The organism is Catellatospora sp. IY07-71 (assembly GCF_018326265.1).
In the GTDB taxonomy this organism is placed as follows: Bacteria; Actinomycetota; Actinomycetes; order Mycobacteriales; family Micromonosporaceae; genus Catellatospora.
On the sequence record NZ_AP023360.1, the window covers coordinates 2,867,391 to 2,883,578 of the forward strand.

The following is a 16,188-nucleotide window of genomic DNA, read 5'->3' on the forward strand; positions in this document are numbered from 1 at the left end:
GGGCTCAGCACTCTGGCGCGCGCTCACCAGCTCGCGGCACCGTCGAACGAGGTCGGGGCCGGGGCGTAGCCGAGCCGTTCGCGCGCCGCGCTGATGTCGAGCGTGCGCTCCACCGCGAGGTGGCTCGCCGCGTAGCGGGTCAGCCGGGGCGGGCGCGGGCTGCGTACCAGCCGGAACAGCAGCTCGGCGGCGGTGGCGAGCGGCCACACCGCGCGCAGCGGCAGGTACACCGGCCGGGCGGCGATGCCCCGCGCGGCGAGCACCGCCCGCAGCGCGTCGTCGAGCAACACCGGCGCGGCGTCGGTGACGTTGAAGACGCCGCGCTCGACCGGGCCGGTCGCGGCCAGCACGCAGGCGCGGGCGAGGTTGGCGGCCGAGGTCAGGCTGACCCGCTGCCGCCCGTCGCCGACGGCCGGCAGCCACCGGCCGCGCACCGCCGACAGCACCCGGGGCAGCAGCGTCGGGTCGCCGGGGCCGTAGATCGCGTGCGGGCGCAGGATGATCGCGGGCCGCTGCGCCATCGCGGCCAGCACCAGCCGCTCCGCCCGCGCCTTCGACTCCCCGTACGCGTTGAGGTAGCGCCCGGCCGGTGCCTCGTCCTCGGCGGCCAGCACGGTGGGACGCCGGGGGTCGTACACGCTGGCGGTGCTGACGTGCACGAACCGCGCCTGCGGGAACGTGGCCAGCACGTGCGCGGTGCCGTCCACGTTGACCGCGTGGAACTCGCGCGCCGGTCCCCAGTCGGACACCGTCCCGGCGCAGTGCACCACCGCGTCCACCTCGGGTGCTTCGGGCAGCGGCCCGCCGGCCAGGTCCCAGCGCCGGTAGTCCACGCCGTCCAGGCCGGGCGGCGCGGGCCTGCGGCCGAAGCCGACCACCTGGTGCCCGACCCGGCGCAGCTCCCGGCACACCTCGCCACCCACGAAGCCGGACGCGCCGGTCACCGCCACCCTCACCGGCCAGCCTCGCGCTGCTCCTGGAGGAGGGTGCGGAGGGCGGCGCGGTCGAGTTTGCGGGCGCGGCCGGTGCGGGGGAGGGCGGGGAGCAGCACGATCTCGTCGGGCAGCGCGGCGTGGTCGATGACGTCGGACAGCTCGCGGCGGAGGCGGGCGGGCAGCGACGCCGGGTCGGCCGACGGGTCGGGCACGACGGCGAGCACGACGCGCTCATCGCCGTGCACCGGGTCGGGCAGCCCGATGAAAGCCGCCTCGGCGACGCCGGGCAGGGCGGTGACGGCGGGTTCGTAGAGGCCCGGGTACAGGTTGAACGAGCCGCGGATGAGCATGTCCTTCTTGCGGCCGGACAGCACGATGCGGCCCTGCTCGTCGAGCCGGGCCAGGTCACCGGTGGGCAGCCAGTCCAGCGGCGGGTCGCCGAGGTAGCCGGAGCAGCGGTTGGGCCCGGCGAGCAGCAGCTCGCCGTCGTCGCCGAGCCGGACCGCGACGCCGGGCAGCGGCACGCCGACCAGGTCGCCGGGCGCGCCCGACGCGGTGTGGGCGAGCTTCTCGGCGGCGGTGGCGATCGCGACGGGCAGGATCTCGGTCATCGCGTACACCGACAGCACCTGCGCCTGCGGCGCCGCCGCGACCGCCCGGCGCAGCAGCGGCGCTGGGGCCGGAGCCGACCCGAGCAGCACGTGCCGCAGGCTGTCCGGCAGCGGGCCCACGTCCAGCACCTCGGCGAGCTGCACCGGCACGGCGTAGGTGTGGGTCGCGCCGCGTTCGCGCAGCTGGTCGAGGAACACGGCCGGCGTCGCGCCCAGCGGCGGCAAGGACCAGCACGCGCCCGAGATCAGCGTGGGCAGCCCGAGCATGAGCTGGTCGGTGTGCACCACGTCCCCCGGCCCGAACGGCACCCGCGCGCGCAGCAGCTCCAGCGCCGCCGTCAGCGACGCCTCGGTGTGCACCACCGCGCGCGGATGTGCCGTGGTGCCCGAGGTGAAGATGACGGCGGCCGGGACGTCCCCGCCGTGGTCGGGGCTTTCCGTTCGCTGCTCGGGCAGCAGGCCGGGCGCGTCAGGCGCGGAAGAGATGCCGGCGGCGTTCCCGGAGGCACTGCCCCCGGACAGGTGGCACTCGGCGACCGGATCGTCGGCGGGGGAGGCCAGCAGAGCGCTCAGCGAGAGCGCGCCACCGGGCACACCGGGCAGCCGGCGTCCGGTGTAGACGTGCCGCTGCACGTCCAGCTTGGACAGGTTCGGCAGGAGCAGGCCGCGGCGGCGGGCGTAGGCGCGCACGGGCGCGAGGCGGCTGGCCGCGTAGAGCAGGGACTCGGCGGCGGACCAGCGCGGGCGGGCCAGCCGCATGCGGGCGCTGAACATCTCCGGCCCCGCGCCCGGGTCGGCGAAGATCACATGCCCGCCCGCGGCGACCACGGCGACGGCCAGCACCAGCGAGTCCAGCGAGGGCCGGACGGAGAAGAGCACCCCGTCCCCGGGCGCGAGACCGGCCGCGCGCAGCCCGTCGCGTACCGCCAGCACCCGGCGGCGCAGCTCGCCGTAGCTCAGCCGGGTGCCGTCACCCGCGATCAGGGCGGTCGCGTCCGGGGTCCGCGCGGCCTGCGCCAGCACCAGTTCGACCAGGCTCATCGCACCACCACCAGCTCCCGGTAGGTCGGGATCAGCACCCCGCGCGCGGCGGTGCGGCGGACGATCCGCAGTGGCGCGGCGGCCAGCACCGTGCGGGCCACCGCGCGGATCTCGGCCATGGCCAGCGGGTACCCGATGCAGAAGTGCGGGCCCGCGCCGAACCAGAGCCGCCGCAGCTCCGGCGGCTGCGGCCGGTCCAGGTCGAACGGCCCGTACGCCAGGCAGCAGTTGTGCGTGGCGAGCAGCACCCGCTCGCCGGGCCGCACCCGCAGCCCGCCGACCACGGCCGGGGCGTGCACGCTGCGCAGCATGACCGGGGTCGGCGTGCTGACCCGCATCGCCTCGTCGATCGCCGGGTCCAGCAGGTCCGGGTCGGCTGCCACCCGGTCCAGCTGCCCGGCGTCGTGCAGCAGCGCGATCAGCCGGGGCACGAGCGTGGCCACGGTCTCGGTGCCGGTGAGGAAGAACGCCCCGGCCGCGCCCCGGGCCTCGGCTTCGGACAGCCCGAGCGTGCGCATCCGGCCCATCACCGTGCTCTCGTCCCCGGAGCGGTAGGCGCGCGCCGCGATGTCGCCGATCGGGTCGAGCACCTCCCGGGCCCGCCGCACCTGCGCGGGGGACAGCGTGCGGGTACGCAGGCTGACCATCGCCACGATGCGCTCGCCCTGGTGGAACATGTGCCGGTGGGCGGCCTCGCCGTCCGCGTCGAGCCCGATCACCGCACAGATCACCGCCCCGGCCAGCACCCGCATCGTGTCGACCAGGTCCACCGGCTCACCCGCGCGCAGCCGGGCGGCGAGCGCGTCCAGCGGCCCGGTCAGCACGTCCGCGCACAGGCGCGCGGTGTACGCCGGGGTGAACAGCTCGGTCAGCCGCCCGCGCAGTGCCCGGTGCGCCGGGCCCTCCATGTTGAGCAGCACCGACGGGCCGAGGATCGGGGTCCACAGGTCGCCGGACGCGCCGGGCCCGTCCTTGCGGAACGTGTCCCCGTCGAGCAGCACCTCCCGGGCCAGCGTCGCGTCGTTGACGACCACGCCCAGGCCGGGCACCCGCACGATCGGCCCGCGCCGGGCGAGCAGCCGCAGCAGCGGGTACGCCAGCGGGTGCGCGCGCCGGTAGAGGCGCCGTTCCCAGACCTCCGGGGTCAACGGATGTCCACCCGGTCCGGGGTGTAGCGGTGGTCGGCGTACCAGGCCAGCGTGCCGACCAGCCCGTACGCGCGCAGCCGGCGCACCGAGCCGTACACCACCATGTCCCGGCGCAGGCCGAACTCGCCGGTGATCCGGCGCACCCGGTTCACCAGCGCCCGGTCCTCGTGCACGTCCTCGATCCGGGTGCGCGGGAAACCGCCCGCCGCCTCGTACAGTTCCGCCGTGATCGCCATGTTGCAGCCGGGCATCATCAGGTACGGCCCGACGTACGCCGCGTCGCGGTTGCCGGGCCGGAACCGGCCGAAGGTCGCCGCCAGCGACACCACCGAGGGCAGCAGCCGCCGCTCCCACCAGCGCAGCGGGAACTCGTCCGTGCGCGGCCGCAGCGGCCCGCTGAGCATGCGCAGCCCGTCGCCGAACCCGCGCCGCACCGCCGCCGTCCAGCCGGGCACGGGCAGGCAGTCGGCGTCGGTGCGGGCCAGCAGCGTCGCGCCGTGCGCGATGGCGTATCGCATGCCGGTGTCGGCCGCGCAGCCGGTGCCCTTCTCCGGCTCGCTGATCAGGTGCAGGTCCAGGTCCGCGGCGTGCGCGCGGGCCGTCTCGGCGGTGCCGTCGGTGCTCGCGTTGTCGACCACGACCAGCGTGAACGCGCGATCGTCCTGCTCGGCGAGGCGGCGCAGGGTCGCCCCGAGCGACGCCTGCTCGTTGTACGCCGGGATCACGACCCAGAGCGGGTGCCCCATCACAGCTCCGCGAACATGACGCCGACACTGACCCCGCCGGCCAGCCCGATCAGCGCGACCCGGTCACCCGGCCCGCACCGCCCGTCCTGGATGGCCGTGGCCAGCTGCAACGGCAGCGTCACGCTGGCCAGGTTGCCGTGCTCGGGCAGGGTGACCACCAGCCGGTCGGCCGGGATGCCCAGCCCCTCCCGCAGCGTCTCCAGGTAGGGCAGCGTCACCTGGTGTACGCACACCACCGCGAAGTCCGCCCAGGACAGGCCCACATCGGACAGCATCGCGAGGAACATGCCCGGCCCGGCGCGCAGGAACGCGTCGCGCATCCGGCGCGCGTCGCCGCTGAAGTAGGTGGCGTCGGGGTCGCGCGGGCGCATCGTGCCACCGGCGGGCAGCGTGCCCAGCTCCCAGGCGGTGGAATCGGCGGCGAAGCGCCGGTGCAGGATGCCGCCGGTCTCCGCTGCCTCCAGCAGCATCGCCGCGCCGCCGTCGGACAGGGTGTACCCGGCGAACGCGTCGGCGAACTGGGCCCGGTCACGCACCTGCCAGCGCACCGCGCGGGAGGGCACCTCGCCGGTGCAGACCAGCACCCGCCGGTGCTGGCCGGTGGTGATCAGCGCCTCGGCCAGCTGGACCCCGTTGAGGAAGCTGTTGCAGGCGTTCTTCACGTCGAACACCGGGCAGGACGCGCCGAGCTTCGCCGCCACGATGTGCGCGGTCGCGGGCTCGATCAGGTCCTGCGAGGCCGAGCCGAACACGATCAGATCCACGTCGCGCGCTGACAGGCCCCGGTCGGCCAGCAGCTTCTCCGCGGCCGCGACGGCCAGGTCGGAGGCCTGCACGTCGTCGTCGGCGTAGTGGCGGTGCCGGATGCCGGTCAGCCGCTCCACGATGTTCGGCAGCGGCCGGAAGCCGTCGCTGCCCGCCACGATCCGCTGCTCCACCGCGGCGCTGTCCACGCGGCCGGGCGGCAGGTACGCGGCGACCCCGGCGATACGGGCTCTCATCGTTGTCGTCCCCCCAGGTCGTCGGCGGCGTTCAGCTTGCCCTACCGCCTACCCGCTACGGTGCGGGGGTGAATCCTGCTCACCCCTCGGCAGTAATCCCCCGTCCGGCACGAGGTCGGCGCGTCGCGCGCCGGCACGAGGCGAGGCTACTGCGCGCGGGCAACCCGGCCCTGTTCGCGCTGCTCAGCATCGGGCGGCTGACCGGACCCATCCGGCGGCTGCCGAAGGTCGGCTGGGTGGTCACCGATCCGGTGCTGTCCCGGCGCATCCTCAACGACGCCAAGCACTTCAGCATGCTCGGCGAGGGCGGCGTCGGCGACCTGTGGGGGCAGCTGTTCGGGCCGGAGATGGCCGCGTTCTTCGGCGGCTCCCGGCATGCCGAGCTGCGTACGCTGGGCCGCGACCTGTTCACCGAGGACAGCGCACGGGCGCTGGTGGACCGGGCGCAGGGGCCGCACCACGCCCGGCTGCGGGCGCGGCTGGCCGCGGGGGAGACCGTGGACCTGGCCGAGCTGGTGCGGACCACGTCCGCGTACACCGTCGCCGACCTGCTCGGCATCGAGCTGGCCGACGACGCGGCGGCGCGGGCGCTGTTCGACTCCGCCGAGCGGCTGGCGGCGCTCGCGCTGGGCACCCAGACCTCGACCGCGCTGCCCGCCGAGACGATCGAGCGGGCGAAGGGCCTGGTCACCGAGATCACCGGCGGGGTGGCGGAGGCCTACCGCACCGGTGGGCCGGACACGATCCTGGGCCGGTGCCGGGGCGTCGGCATCAGCGAGGAGCTGGCCCGGGGCCTGGCCACGCTGCTCGCCATCGCGGGCACCGAGACCGGCGCGTCGTCGCTGACCCGCACCGTCGCCCTGCTGCACGACACCGGACAGCAGCACGCGCTGCTCGCCGACCGGTCGCTGCTGCCCGGCGCGGTGCGCGAGGGGCTGCGGGTGACCACCCCCGCACCGGTCATCGGGCGGCACATCGCCGCCGACGCCGAGGTGGGCGGGCGGACGCTGCGCAAGGACGGGCGGGTGATGATGCTGACGTACGTCGCCGACAACGCGGCCGGGCCGTTCGACGTGACCCGCGAGTACGTGCCGGAGACCCGCCAGCTGTGGTTCGGTGCGGGCCGGCACCTGTGCCTGGGCGCGGCGGTGGCCCGGGTGCAGCTCACCCGGCTGCTGGAGACGCTGCTCGCCGACGGCCGGCCGTGGCAGGTCGTGTCGCGGCGGCCCGCGCGGCGGGTGCTGGTGCCGACGTACGCCTCGCTGCTCGTCCGCTCGGCCGACCATTAATGATCGAAAGTTGATCCATTCGGGCCGACGCGGCGCGTGATCATGCGTCAGGCTGCGGACTGCTGTCTCGAGAGACCGGAGTCCCCAAGCCATGCGCCGCTTCACCCTGCCCCTCGCCCTCACCGCCGTCCTCTTCGCCGCCGCCGCGTGCGGCACCCCGGCCGACACCACCGAGGCCCAGGCGACGCCCAGCGCGGCCGCCGCTGCGACCTCGGCCGCCCCCGCCCCGAGCCCGTCCCCGACCGGCTCCAAGTACCAGGTCGTCTGCGACGGCCTCAAGACGCAGGTCCTCGAGGTGTTCACCGTGTCGGGCGCCTACGACGGCCTCGTCAAGGGCGTCTACCAGGGCGGCGACGCGGGCAAGAAGGCCGCGCTCGCCGAGCTGAAGAAGGCGCTGACGGACTACCGCGACGCCCTCGCCGCCATCGTCGACGGCACCACCGACGACACCCTCGGCAAGGCGGCGAAGGCCGACGTCGCCAAGGTGAACGGCTGGCTCGCCGACCTCAAGGCGGCCGGCACCGACTACGACGGCAAGGCCGCCAAGTCGGCCGGGAAGATCCTCACGGGTGTGCTCGGCGGCAGCGCGGTCCTCGGCCTCTGCAAGGCCTGAGCTGACCGGGTGTACGGCTGCCAGGAAGACCTGGCGGCCGTACACCGCATGTGCGAGCCGGTGCCAGGTGTGGCTACTGCTTCAGGTCGAGGAGCATGGCGTCGTAGGTGGGCGCATCGGCGAACGGCTTCAGATCCCCGATCTTGTACCAGCCCCATGACCGATAGGCGGTGACGGCCGCGACGTTCTGCGGTTGTACGAGAAGCGTTGCCCGCTCCTCCGGCCGCGTCTGCATGAGCCTGTCGTGTAGCGATCGCGCGAAGCCGTGTCGCCGCCACGCGTGGCGAACCATGATGTAGGTGAGCGCGAAGGTCCGGTGGCCGTCCTCGGCGACCAGTTCCGGCGCGACGTCGGTCAGCAGCCCGCCCCACCAGCGTGACCCTTCGGGCAGCGGGTAGCCGAGCGCGTATCCGACCAGTCCGACGCCGTCCAGGTGACCCATCGTGAGGGCGAATCCCTCGCGTTGCCCGTAGGCCAAGAGCCGCTCCCAGTGGCGATCCTCGGTGAAGAACGGGCTTCCGATCTTGTCGGCGTAGGCGTCGCGGTAGACATCCAGCAGGTCCTCGCGGTGGGCATGCATCTCTGCGGCGCCGAGCGCCGTTGTCTCCAGAACAGGCACAGCTTCCCCGATCATCGTTGGGCGGAGTAGCGAGTGAGGAAGCGCTCGACGGGTGATCTGGTGCGGTGCAGCGCAAGGTCACCCGCTGCGGAGGCCAGTTCGACGTTGACGACGTGGCTGACGACTTCGCCACTCAAGTCATCCAACGCGTCGTTCGCGCTCTGAGCCGCCTCGTCGACCTCCCCGAGATGGAGACGAACCTTCGCAAGCCGTGCGCGATACAGGGCCCTGTTCCGCGCGAAGGCGTCGCCGTGTGCCGCTACTGCCCGTGAGCAGGGTCTCGGCACGGCGCATGTCGCCGAGCCGCATCGCCGCGGTGCCCTCGATGCCGTCGAGTTCCTCAGGGCTGATGAAGGAACACCAGTAGCCGTGCTCGTCATCGCCTGCATGGTCCAGCATCGTGCGTGCCCGGGACATGGCGCTGCGCGACTCGGCGCGCTCCCCGGACGAGGCGTAGGCGGTAGCCCGGCGAATCTGGGGGACGATGGCCATCTTCCCGAACGCGATGCGCTCGGCGGCCTCCGCATAGCGAACCGCCTGGCGCGGCATCCCCAGAAAAGTGCTCTGAAAGGCCAGATTGACCAGGGCGTGCACCTCAATGCTGGGGTCCGTCGTCTGACGTGCGAGCGACAGGGCCTCGTTGTAGCAGGACCGAGCCGCGTCATGATTTCCGCCGTCGAAGGCGAGCCATCCGGCGCACATCTGAGCACGGCCGATGGCGGCCAGCAGCGCCGCTTCGACCTCATCCGTGTAGGTGCCCTGTTCAAGTAGGTGGTAACCCTCTCGGGCGACTCCCGAAGCGGCTTGCCACAGGTTGGCCCCGCCGTGTTGATGGCCGAGCGCTCGCAGGCGAGCGACCGCGCGGTCAAGCGGTTCTACGTCGGAACCGCCGACTCTGCCGACACGTATCGTGCAGTCCCGCATACCGCTGAGGCTGGCGACCGCTGCGGCAACGCCAGTGGCTACAAATTCCCTGCGCCTCACAGGGTCCGAGGTTACTGCCGTGGCCGCCGTGGCTGCGCGCTGAACGTGGGCGATGGCGATCAGTTCGCCGTCGGCTTCGAGTGCGATGTCGACAGCCGCCGCGAGCAGTTCGGTGGGTCGCCGCCGGCCGTTCTCAGCTCTCGAAAGATGTGTGAAGTCCACGTGCGCAAGCTCGCTGAGCTGCCGTAACGACAGCCCTCGGGCCAGCCGCCGCCGGCGCAGTTCGGAGCCGAATGTCGTATCGCCCATGCCCGTCCCCATCGATGTAAACCGGAATGTTGTCAGTCATCCGAGAGCAACTGACAACACCTGTTATGCGCGTAGCCGCTGCTACACGCTGGGTACAGGCGCGGGCCGGGAGCGCATGCGAAGTCCTTCCGGCTCGTGCCACTCAGCAGGCTAACCCGCATGGGGGAGGGGATCAACGATGGTCACTGACATGGCTGTCCGCGTCATCGGCCTCGGCTCGGCGATCACGGCAGCCGAAAGCCTCGCGGCGATACACGTCGTCGCCGAGGACGGTCGTTGCGCCTGGTGCTGGGACGAGTTCGGCATCTGGACGCCGCACCCGTGCACCGCTCGCCAATGGGCGGATCGGGCGCGCGCGACCGTCGAGCGCACCGGAAGGGCTGACACGTGAGCGTTGCGACGGCAGCGCGTGGTGCGGTCCGACTGCCGGACTCGGCCGAGGAGGCACAGTTGCTGATCGACCAGCACCTGGTTTCCGTGCCTTACACGGGTCGGTGCCTCAGTTGCGGCGAGCCTGCTCCATGCCGCTCGCGTGAGCTGGCGCATGCTGCGTTCCGCCGACTGGGAAAACTGCCCCGGCGCATGAGAAGACTCCCGGACGCCGTCCGGTAGACGGGGCGGCGGATCGCACCCCGCCGCCCCACCCCACCCCACCCCTGAAGCTCAGCCGGTGAGCGCTGCGCGGCGTCGGCGCAGGAAGTTCCGCTCGGCCTCGTTGGCGGTGCGGGCGATGGCGGCGTCGTACGCGCGCGCCGCCTCGGCGTCGCGGCCGAGCCGGTGCAGCAGGTCCGCGCGCACCGCGTGGTAGAGGTGGTCGCGGTCCAGGTCCAGCCCGTCCAGCAGGGCGAGTGCCGGGCCCGGACCGGCCGTCTCGGCCACGGCGACGGCGCGGTGCAGCGCCACGACCGGGCCGGGCGTCAGCGCCAGCAGCCGGTCGTAGAGCGCGACGATGCGCGGCCAGTCCGTGTCCGCCGTGGACGGTGCCCCGGCGTGCTGGGCGCTGATCGCGGCCTGCAGCACGTACGGGCCGGTGCCGCCGCGGCGCACCGCGTTGCGCGCCAGCGTCAGCCCCTCGGCGATCAGGGCGCGGTCCCAGCGGGAGCGGTCCTGCTCGGGCAGCGGCACGAGCTCCCCGGCGGCGGTGGTGCGGGCGGGCCGCCGGGCGTCGGTGAGCAGCATCAGCGCGAGCAGCCCGAGCGCTTCGGGTTCGTCGGGCATCAGCTCGGCCAGCAGCCGGGCCAGCCGGATCGCCTCCGCGCACAGGTCGGCCCGGACCAGGTCGGGGCCGCTGCTCGCCGCGTACCCCTCATTGAAGATCAGGTAGAGGACGGCGAGCACCGACCGCAGCCGGTCGGGGAGGTCGGCGTCGCGCGGCACCCGGTACGGGATGCCCGCGCCCTTGATCTTGTTCTTGGCGCGGACCAGCCGCTGTGCCATGGTGGCCTCGGGCACCAGGAACGCGCGTGCGATCTCGGCCGTGCTCAGGCCGCCGAGCAGCCGCAACGTCAGCGCGACGCGCGCGGCGGGGGCGAGCGCCGGGTGGCAGCAGGTGAAGATCAGCCGGAGCCGGTCGTCGGGCACGGGCCCCTCCTCGGCGGGCTCGTCACGGGCGTGCAGCAGCGCCGCCTGGGCGTGCCGGCCGTCGCGGGACGCCTCCCGGCGCAGCCGGTCCACGGCCCGGTTGCGGGCGGTGGTGATGATCCAGCCGGCCGGGCTGGGCGGCATCCCGGCCTCCGGCCAGCGCCGGGCCGCCTCGGCGAACGCGTCCTGCACCGCCTCCTCGGCCAGGTCGAGGTCGCCGAAGGCGCGCACCAGCACCGCCACCGCGCGGCCGTACTCCGCGCGGTAGATCCGCTCCAGCTCGCCGGGCACTCAGCTCCCGCCGGGGTGCATGGGCCGCACCTCGATGGGCAGCGTGGTGGCCCGGGCCGCCTTGCCCGCCCAGTCCAGCGCCGCGTCCAGGTCCGGCGCGTTGATGATCCAGAAGCCGCCGACGTGCTCCTTGCCCTCGGTGAACGGGCCGTCGGTGAGCAGGATGCCGTCCCCGTCCGCGCGGACCACGGTGGCCGTCTCGGGCGGCAGCAGGCCCGCGGTGCGCACCAGCGCGCCGGCCGCCTCCAGCTCGGCGTTCAGCTCGGCCAGCGCGCGCATCACCGGGTCGAGGACCTCGGGCGGCGGCGGACCGCCGTCGGGCTGGTAGATGCTCAGCAGGTACTGCTTCATGACGCCTCCTCGGGTGGGCGAGCGGATGTCCTCTCACCCTCTATACGAACGCGGGCCGTCCGGATCGACACCACGCGGTGGCTTTTGCCACGCATCGATCGACCCTCTTCCCCGGGACGGGTACGTCGCGGTAGCGTGAGCGTCCCCTCACCCCCCGGAGTCTTCCGTGCCCACCACCGAGCCCGTCATAGCGGATCGGCTGATGCTGGTCAGCATGCTCACCGTCGGTGACTACGCCATCGAGCTGTCCGAGACCGTCATGGTCCGGCCCGGTCAGCGGCACTGGGTCGAGGGCAGCACGTTCTACGTGCAGTCGCCCGACGGGCGCACCCGCGCGGTCGACGGCAGCGCCTACCCGATCTGCCGCCGCTGACCGTTTCGCCACCGCGCACCGACCGACGCTCGTGACGCGAGCCTGTCGGCCGTCCGTGGCAGCATGCGTCCTTCGGGACGATGCTGCGGAGGTGGTTCATGGCGCAGGTGAACGTGCACGTGACGATGTCGCTGGACGGCTTCATGGCCGGGCCGGACGTCAGCGTCGAGCAGCCGATGGGCGTCGGCGGCGAACGCCTGCACCGCTGGCTGTTCGACGACGCCGACGAGGCCGACAAGGCGGCCGCGCGGCAGCAGTTCGCGCTGACCACGGCGGTGCTGCTGGGCCGGCGCACCTTCGACGTCGGCATCGGCCAGTGGGGCGGCACGCCCTATCCGGTGCCCTGCTTCGTGCTCACCCACCGGCCTGAGCCGGACCGGGCCGAGAAGGAGGGCACGTTCACCTTCGTCACCACCGGGCTCGACGACGCGCTGGCGCAGGCCCGCGCCGCCGCCGGGGAGGGCGCCGTCACCGTGATGGGCGCCGACGTGACGCAGCAGCTGCTCCGGGCGGGCCTGCTCGACGAGATCCACCTGCAGATCGCGCCGGTGCTGCTGGGCGCGGGCCGACGGCTGTTCGAGCACCTCGGCACGGACCACATCGAGCTGGAGCAGCTCGGCACGCACCAGTCCGCGCAGGTCACCCATGCGCGGTTCCGCGTCGTGAAATAGGTACGGCCGTCACTGGCCCGGCGGCGCGATCGCGGCTACCTTCGGCTGCATGTCGTCCGGTGAGGTCGTGCTCTGGGTGGTGCTCGGGCTGGCCGCCGTGGCCCTGCTCGCGTTCGCGGTCATCTTGCTGCGCTTCGTGGGCCGGGCCGCGCTGTCGTACGCCAGGCGCAAGCCGGTGCAGGCCGTGGCGTTCTTCGTGATCCCGGGCGGGCTGGCCACGTTCACCGCGGCGTTCTTCGGCGCCGGGCTGCCGCTGGCGATGGGCATCGGCCTGGCGACGGGGCTGGCGGTGTTCCTCCTCGTCGGCATGGAGCTGGGCTGATCAGCCCGGTCGCGTTTGGACAGCCTGACGAGCGCTGCGGCACAATGGCCGCATGACGCAGTGGGAGTACGCGCGGCTGGAGTACCGATCGGCAGGCACCCTGGGCGCCGACCGCTTCATGGACTGGGACGCGGTGTTCCACGACGACGACGGGCCGGAGCGCTGGGGCACCGACGAGCGCTTCGACGACCTGCGCCACCTCAACCGGGCCGGGCAGGCGGGCTGGCAGGCGTACGACCGGGGCGCCGTGTTCCTGCACACCGAGCCGTATCGCCTGTTCGCCGTCACCTACTCCCTGCGCCGGCCCGTCGAGTAGCCGTCAGGCGGTGCGCCGCCCCAGGTAGAGCAGCGTCTCCACGGCCAGCGTCACCTTCTCCGGCAGCCGCTGCAGCAGCGCCGTGAACAGCGCCTCGCGCGTCGCCTCCGGCAGGATCCGGTAGGTCGGCTGCGTCGACAGGTAGGACACGTAGTCGTCCGCCGACAGCGTGCGCTCCCAGGTGTAGAGGTGCTCGGCCAGCTCGCCGAACTCGGGCAGCGCGGCCAGGTCCGGGCCCGGCCAGTACTGCGACAGGTCGGCGCCGTCGGCGGGCTCCTCGTCGATCATGGCGTGCGGCGCGTACCCGGCGTGCACCTCGCGGACCAGCGCGCGCAGGCCGTCGTCGGCGACGCGGTCGAAGTTCCAGAACAGCGCCAGGGTGCCGCCCGGGGCCAGCGCCGCGGCGGCCCGCGACCAGCGCTGCGAGCCGTCGGTCCACTGCCACGCCTGCGCGCAGAACAGCAGGTCGAACGCCAGGTCGGGGGTGTAGTCCTCCCACAGCGAGACGACCACCCGCACCGACGGCTGCCCGGCCAGGCGCTCGGTCAGCAGCGCGGCCATCTTCGGGTCCGGCTCGACCGCGGTGATCTGCAGCCCGCGCGCGGCGAACGCGGTGGTCGCCTTGCCCGTCCCCGCGCCGACCTCCAGCGCCTGCACGCCGATCCCGGTGTACGCGAGCACGTCGTCGACGAGCCCCTCCGGATACCCCGGCCGGATGCGGTCGAACTCCTCGGCGATCTCACCGAACATCAGGCCCTGGGCGCGCGCTTCACTCATTGGCGAGAGCGTAGTGCCATCCGCCCCACTCCTCCACCCGAGCAAGGAAGGGCACCTTCGTCGGCTCGCGTCAGCGAGACGAGCAGCGGCTCGGCTCGTTCTACGTAGTAGAAGGTGCCCTTCCTGACACTCAGGCCCAGTCGTCGCCCGCTTTCAGGCGCTGCCGCAGCAGCTGCTCCAGCGGCATCGACTCGCCGTCGCGGGCGCCCCGGCCCACGATCAGCGGCGGGTCGGCGGGCGGCACCTGCGCGCCGGTCAGCCGCGCCCGCAGCGAGGCGGGCACCCCGAGCACGTAGAACGTGCCGTCGGGGGTCACCGCCAGCGTGCGGGCGCGCTGCAGATACCAGCCGCGCAGGCCGGTGCGGTAGCGCCCGCCGCCGTCGTACGCGAACGCGGTCAGCGCGGTGGTGCGCAGGCCGCGCGCGCCCGCCTCGGCGGCGAACCGGCGCACCAGCTCCCTGGCCCGCTCCGTCTCCGCCGCCCGCTGCCGCTGCTCGGCCAGCGCGTGCTGCGCGACCGCCTGATCGCGCCGCGCACGCCACTCCGCCTGATCGTCCACGGTGCCGACCCTAGCGCGGCCACTGCGCGGCGACGTACCCGGCGAGCGCGGCCAGCATCACGGCGCCGACCGCGGCCAGCGCGGCCAGCCGGTTGCGGCGGCGCCGCGCGATCCGGTCCCGCACCGCGGCCAGCCGCGCGGTGCCGGCGGGCACGTCGTCACCGGCGGGCAGCCGCAGGCCGCGTCGCCACCAGGAGTTGTACGCGTTCAACAGCACCTTCCGGACCTAGGGCCGACATGCGCCGCGGACGGGATCAGTTCGCCGGCATCACCGCCACGAACCAGTCGCCGGTCATGTGCTCGGCCTCGACCGAGATGGTCAGCTCGTCCGGGTAGGACAGGCTGAGCCCGCGCCGCTGCGCGTCGTCGGAGGCCGGCTCGAAGACCGACTGCCATACCGCCTGCTCGTAGTCCCACCAGGTCTTGACGTCGACCGGCACGCCGTTGATCAGGACCCGCAGCACGCCCGGCGTCTGCGCGGCGGCCATGATCCGGACCCCGCCGCGCTGCCAGTCATAGGTGCCCGTACGCGGACCGTCCGCCGTGATCAGCACGCTGCCGGGCAGCGCCGCGGCCGGCCGCGACAGCGGCGCCAGCGTGGCCGGGCGTTCCGGCAGCGGCACCTCGCCGAACGGCACCGCCTCACCGACCAGCACCGCGAGCACCCCGTCGGCCGGGGCCGGACCCGGCGTGGGCGAGGACGCCGACTGGGAGCCCCCGTAGACGTAGCCCACGTCCAGCGAGTACGTGACCGCCATCGGCTTGCCGATCTCCACCCCGGCGTCGCGCAGCGTGTCCGGGGCCGGTTGCAGCCGGGCGTCGAAGGACAGCCCCCGGGTGTCGCACTCGGCGGTGCCCAGCGACCTCCCGTTGATCCACACATTGATGATCAGCGGCAGCGCGTAGCCGGAATGCGTGCACGCCGGGAAGAACGCCAGGTCCAGCGTGGACGGAGTCATCGTGAACCCGCTCTGCCCGGCGGCGAAGCTCGCCGACTCGCGCTCCACGATCCGGTAACCCTGGTGGAAGTCGGGCACCCCGGCGAACTGGTCCGGGCCCCGGCCGGGGCCGATGGCGTACCCGGCGATGCCCGCCAGCACCACCGCGCAGGCCGCGGCGACCGACGCGAGCTTGGCCCGGCGCTGCTGCGCCACCCGCTCCCGCACCGCCACCAGCCGCTCGTTGCCCGCCGGGGCGTCCTCGCCCGGCAGCGGCAGCGCCTGCAGATCCGGGTCGACCCGCAGCCGGGCCAGACCCTTGGCCGCGTAGCTCTTCACCGAGCCGGGGGAGATGCCCAGCGCCTGCGCGATCTCGGCCTCGGTCAGGTCCTCGAAGTAGCGCAGCACCAGCACCACCCGCTGCTGCCGGGACAGCCGCCCCAGCGCCCGCCACACCTCGTCGCGTTCGTCCACTGCCGACTGCGGGGCGGCCATCGGCTGCTCGGGCAGCACGTCGGTGGGGCGCTCGCCGTTCCAGCGCCGCCGCCACCAGGAGCGGTACGTGTTGACCAGCACCTGCCGCACGTACGGCTCCGGGTCGCCGTGGATGCGCCGCCACGCCGACCACGACTTCACCAGCGCGGTCTGCAGCAGGTCCTCGGCCAGGGCGTGGTCGCCGGTGAGCAGGTACGCGATGCGCAGCAGGTGCCGCGATCGCGCCATGACGAACTCGTCGAACTCCGCCGTGCCGGCCATGCCTCGCGCGCCCTCCC

The 16,188-nt window shown here is 73.7% G+C and carries 20 protein-coding genes; 7 read left to right on the forward strand and 13 right to left on the reverse strand.

What is annotated here, in order from left to right; genetic code table 11:
- Positions 1-23 precede the first annotated feature (23 nt).
- From CS0771_RS12980 to CS0771_RS13000, 5 genes are read right to left on the reverse strand one after another with little or no spacing between them, the layout of a single operon-like run.
- A complete protein-coding gene (locus CS0771_RS12980) occupies positions 24-956 on the reverse strand; it encodes an NAD(P)-dependent oxidoreductase (RefSeq protein WP_212841197.1) in 933 nt (310 codons plus the stop codon).
- The gene (locus CS0771_RS12985) at positions 953-2,587 is read right to left on the reverse strand and encodes a class I adenylate-forming enzyme family protein (RefSeq protein WP_212841198.1); all 1,635 of its coding nucleotides are present in this window, start codon (positions 2,585-2,587) and stop codon (positions 953-955) included. Before CS0771_RS12985 ends, CS0771_RS12980 begins: the two co-directional genes overlap by 4 nt.
- A complete protein-coding gene (locus tag CS0771_RS12990; RefSeq protein ID WP_212841199.1) occupies positions 2,584-3,735 on the reverse strand; it encodes a cytochrome P450 in 1,152 nt (383 codons plus the stop codon). Before CS0771_RS12990 ends, CS0771_RS12985 begins: the two co-directional genes overlap by 4 nt.
- A complete protein-coding gene (locus tag CS0771_RS12995) occupies positions 3,732-4,481 on the reverse strand; it encodes a glycosyltransferase family 2 protein (RefSeq protein ID WP_212841200.1) in 750 nt (249 codons plus the stop codon). Before CS0771_RS12995 ends, CS0771_RS12990 begins: the two co-directional genes overlap by 4 nt.
- Complete coding sequence (locus tag CS0771_RS13000) at positions 4,481-5,482, reverse strand: 3-oxoacyl-ACP synthase III family protein (RefSeq protein WP_212841201.1); 1,002 nt, start codon at positions 5,480-5,482, stop codon at positions 4,481-4,483. The genes CS0771_RS12995 and CS0771_RS13000 overlap by 1 nt, the downstream gene beginning before the upstream one ends.
- A 68-nt stretch (positions 5,483-5,550) precedes the next feature.
- Here CS0771_RS13000 and CS0771_RS13005 point away from each other — a divergent pair, with 68 nt between their 5' ends.
- Together CS0771_RS13005 and CS0771_RS13010 are read left to right on the forward strand one after the other, a co-directional pair.
- Positions 5,551-6,771: a cytochrome P450 gene (locus CS0771_RS13005; protein ID WP_244870761.1), complete on the forward strand. Its 1,221-nt coding sequence runs from the start codon at positions 5,551-5,553 to the stop codon at positions 6,769-6,771.
- Between the two features lie 91 nt (positions 6,772-6,862).
- Positions 6,863-7,384, forward strand: coding sequence for a hypothetical protein (locus tag CS0771_RS13010; protein ID WP_212841202.1), 522 nt, complete (start codon positions 6,863-6,865; stop codon positions 7,382-7,384).
- A gap of 73 nt (positions 7,385-7,457) precedes the next feature.
- Here CS0771_RS13010 and CS0771_RS13015 read toward each other — a convergent pair whose 3' ends face one another.
- Both CS0771_RS13015 and CS0771_RS13020 read right to left on the reverse strand, forming a co-directional pair.
- The gene (locus tag CS0771_RS13015) at positions 7,458-8,003 is read right to left on the reverse strand and encodes a GNAT family N-acetyltransferase (protein ID WP_244870762.1); all 546 of its coding nucleotides are present in this window, start codon (positions 8,001-8,003) and stop codon (positions 7,458-7,460) included.
- A 138-nt stretch (positions 8,004-8,141) separates the two neighbouring features.
- Positions 8,142-9,236 carry a helix-turn-helix domain-containing protein gene (locus tag CS0771_RS13020; RefSeq protein ID WP_212841203.1) on the reverse strand — a complete coding sequence of 365 codons (1,095 nt, stop codon included), beginning with the start codon at positions 9,234-9,236 and terminating at the stop codon, positions 8,142-8,144.
- Between the two features lie 190 nt (positions 9,237-9,426).
- On the opposite strand from CS0771_RS13020, the gene CS0771_RS13025 reads away from it, so the two are divergent.
- The gene (locus tag CS0771_RS13025; protein ID WP_212841204.1) at positions 9,427-9,627 is read left to right on the forward strand and encodes a hypothetical protein; all 201 of its coding nucleotides are present in this window, start codon (positions 9,427-9,429) and stop codon (positions 9,625-9,627) included.
- Positions 9,628-9,899: 272 nt separating this feature from the next.
- Here the strand turns inward: CS0771_RS13025 and CS0771_RS13030 are convergent, their stop codons facing one another.
- Complete coding sequence (locus CS0771_RS13030) at positions 9,900-11,108, reverse strand: RNA polymerase sigma factor (protein ID WP_212841205.1); 1,209 nt, start codon at positions 11,106-11,108, stop codon at positions 9,900-9,902.
- Positions 11,109-11,459 (reverse strand): YciI family protein, encoded by a 351-nt coding sequence (locus tag CS0771_RS13035; protein WP_212841206.1) that lies wholly within the window; start codon positions 11,457-11,459, stop codon positions 11,109-11,111.
- 166 nt (positions 11,460-11,625) lie between these two features.
- Between CS0771_RS13035 and CS0771_RS13040 the strand changes: the two genes are divergently transcribed.
- The 4 genes from CS0771_RS13040 (at position 11,626) to CS0771_RS13055 (ending at position 13,141) form a co-directional block, all read left to right on the forward strand.
- The gene (locus CS0771_RS13040; protein ID WP_203757468.1) at positions 11,626-11,832 is read left to right on the forward strand and encodes a hypothetical protein; all 207 of its coding nucleotides are present in this window, start codon (positions 11,626-11,628) and stop codon (positions 11,830-11,832) included.
- A 98-nt stretch (positions 11,833-11,930) separates the two neighbouring features.
- On the forward strand, positions 11,931-12,503 hold the full coding sequence (locus CS0771_RS13045; RefSeq protein WP_212841207.1) for a dihydrofolate reductase family protein: 573 nt from the start codon (positions 11,931-11,933) through the stop codon (positions 12,501-12,503).
- A gap of 49 nt (positions 12,504-12,552) precedes the next feature.
- Positions 12,553-12,825 (forward strand): hypothetical protein, encoded by a 273-nt coding sequence (locus CS0771_RS13050; RefSeq protein WP_212841208.1) that lies wholly within the window; start codon positions 12,553-12,555, stop codon positions 12,823-12,825.
- 52 nt (positions 12,826-12,877) lie between these two features.
- Complete coding sequence (locus CS0771_RS13055) at positions 12,878-13,141, forward strand: hypothetical protein (RefSeq protein WP_212841209.1); 264 nt, start codon at positions 12,878-12,880, stop codon at positions 13,139-13,141.
- Between the two features lie 3 nt (positions 13,142-13,144).
- On the opposite strand, the gene CS0771_RS13060 is transcribed toward CS0771_RS13055, so the two are convergent.
- The 4 genes from CS0771_RS13060 to CS0771_RS13075 form a co-directional block, all read right to left on the reverse strand.
- Positions 13,145-13,918: a trans-aconitate 2-methyltransferase gene (locus tag CS0771_RS13060; protein WP_212841210.1), complete on the reverse strand. Its 774-nt coding sequence runs from the start codon at positions 13,916-13,918 to the stop codon at positions 13,145-13,147.
- Between the two features lie 130 nt (positions 13,919-14,048).
- On the reverse strand, positions 14,049-14,477 hold the full coding sequence (locus CS0771_RS13065; protein WP_212841211.1) for a hypothetical protein: 429 nt from the start codon (positions 14,475-14,477) through the stop codon (positions 14,049-14,051).
- Between the two features lie 10 nt (positions 14,478-14,487).
- Complete coding sequence (locus tag CS0771_RS13070; RefSeq protein ID WP_212841212.1) at positions 14,488-14,694, reverse strand: hypothetical protein; 207 nt, start codon at positions 14,692-14,694, stop codon at positions 14,488-14,490.
- 37 nt (positions 14,695-14,731) lie between these two features.
- The gene (locus CS0771_RS13075) at positions 14,732-16,171 is read right to left on the reverse strand and encodes a SigE family RNA polymerase sigma factor (protein ID WP_212841213.1); all 1,440 of its coding nucleotides are present in this window, start codon (positions 16,169-16,171) and stop codon (positions 14,732-14,734) included.
- Between the last annotated feature and the right edge of the window lie 17 nt (positions 16,172-16,188).

What these genes read in the sequence shown, in the direction of transcription:
- CS0771_RS12985 (WP_212841198.1), bottom strand. Translation starts at nt 2,587, where the DNA reads ATGAGCCTGGTCGAACTGGTGCTGGCGCAGGCCGCGCGGACCCCGGAC.
- CS0771_RS12995 (WP_212841200.1), bottom strand. Translation starts at nt 4,481, where the DNA reads ATGGGGCACCCGCTCTGGGTCGTGATCCCGGCGTACAACGAGCAGGCG.
- CS0771_RS13000 (WP_212841201.1), bottom strand. Translation starts at nt 5,482, where the DNA reads ATGAGAGCCCGTATCGCCGGGGTCGCCGCGTACCTGCCGCCCGGCCGC.
- CS0771_RS13010 (WP_212841202.1), top strand. Translation starts at nt 6,863, where the DNA reads ATGCGCCGCTTCACCCTGCCCCTCGCCCTCACCGCCGTCCTCTTCGCC.
- CS0771_RS13020 (WP_212841203.1), bottom strand. Translation starts at nt 9,236, where the DNA reads ATGGGCGATACGACATTCGGCTCCGAACTGCGCCGGCGGCGGCTGGCC.
- CS0771_RS13025 (WP_212841204.1), top strand. Translation starts at nt 9,427, where the DNA reads ATGGCTGTCCGCGTCATCGGCCTCGGCTCGGCGATCACGGCAGCCGAA.
- CS0771_RS13035 (WP_212841206.1), bottom strand. Translation starts at nt 11,459, where the DNA reads ATGAAGCAGTACCTGCTGAGCATCTACCAGCCCGACGGCGGTCCGCCG.
- CS0771_RS13045 (WP_212841207.1), top strand. Translation starts at nt 11,931, where the DNA reads ATGGCGCAGGTGAACGTGCACGTGACGATGTCGCTGGACGGCTTCATG.
- CS0771_RS13050 (WP_212841208.1), top strand. Translation starts at nt 12,553, where the DNA reads ATGTCGTCCGGTGAGGTCGTGCTCTGGGTGGTGCTCGGGCTGGCCGCC.
- CS0771_RS13055 (WP_212841209.1), top strand. Translation starts at nt 12,878, where the DNA reads ATGACGCAGTGGGAGTACGCGCGGCTGGAGTACCGATCGGCAGGCACC.
- CS0771_RS13060 (WP_212841210.1), bottom strand. Translation starts at nt 13,918, where the DNA reads ATGAGTGAAGCGCGCGCCCAGGGCCTGATGTTCGGTGAGATCGCCGAG.
- CS0771_RS13075 (WP_212841213.1), bottom strand. Translation starts at nt 16,171, where the DNA reads ATGGCCGGCACGGCGGAGTTCGACGAGTTCGTCATGGCGCGATCGCGG.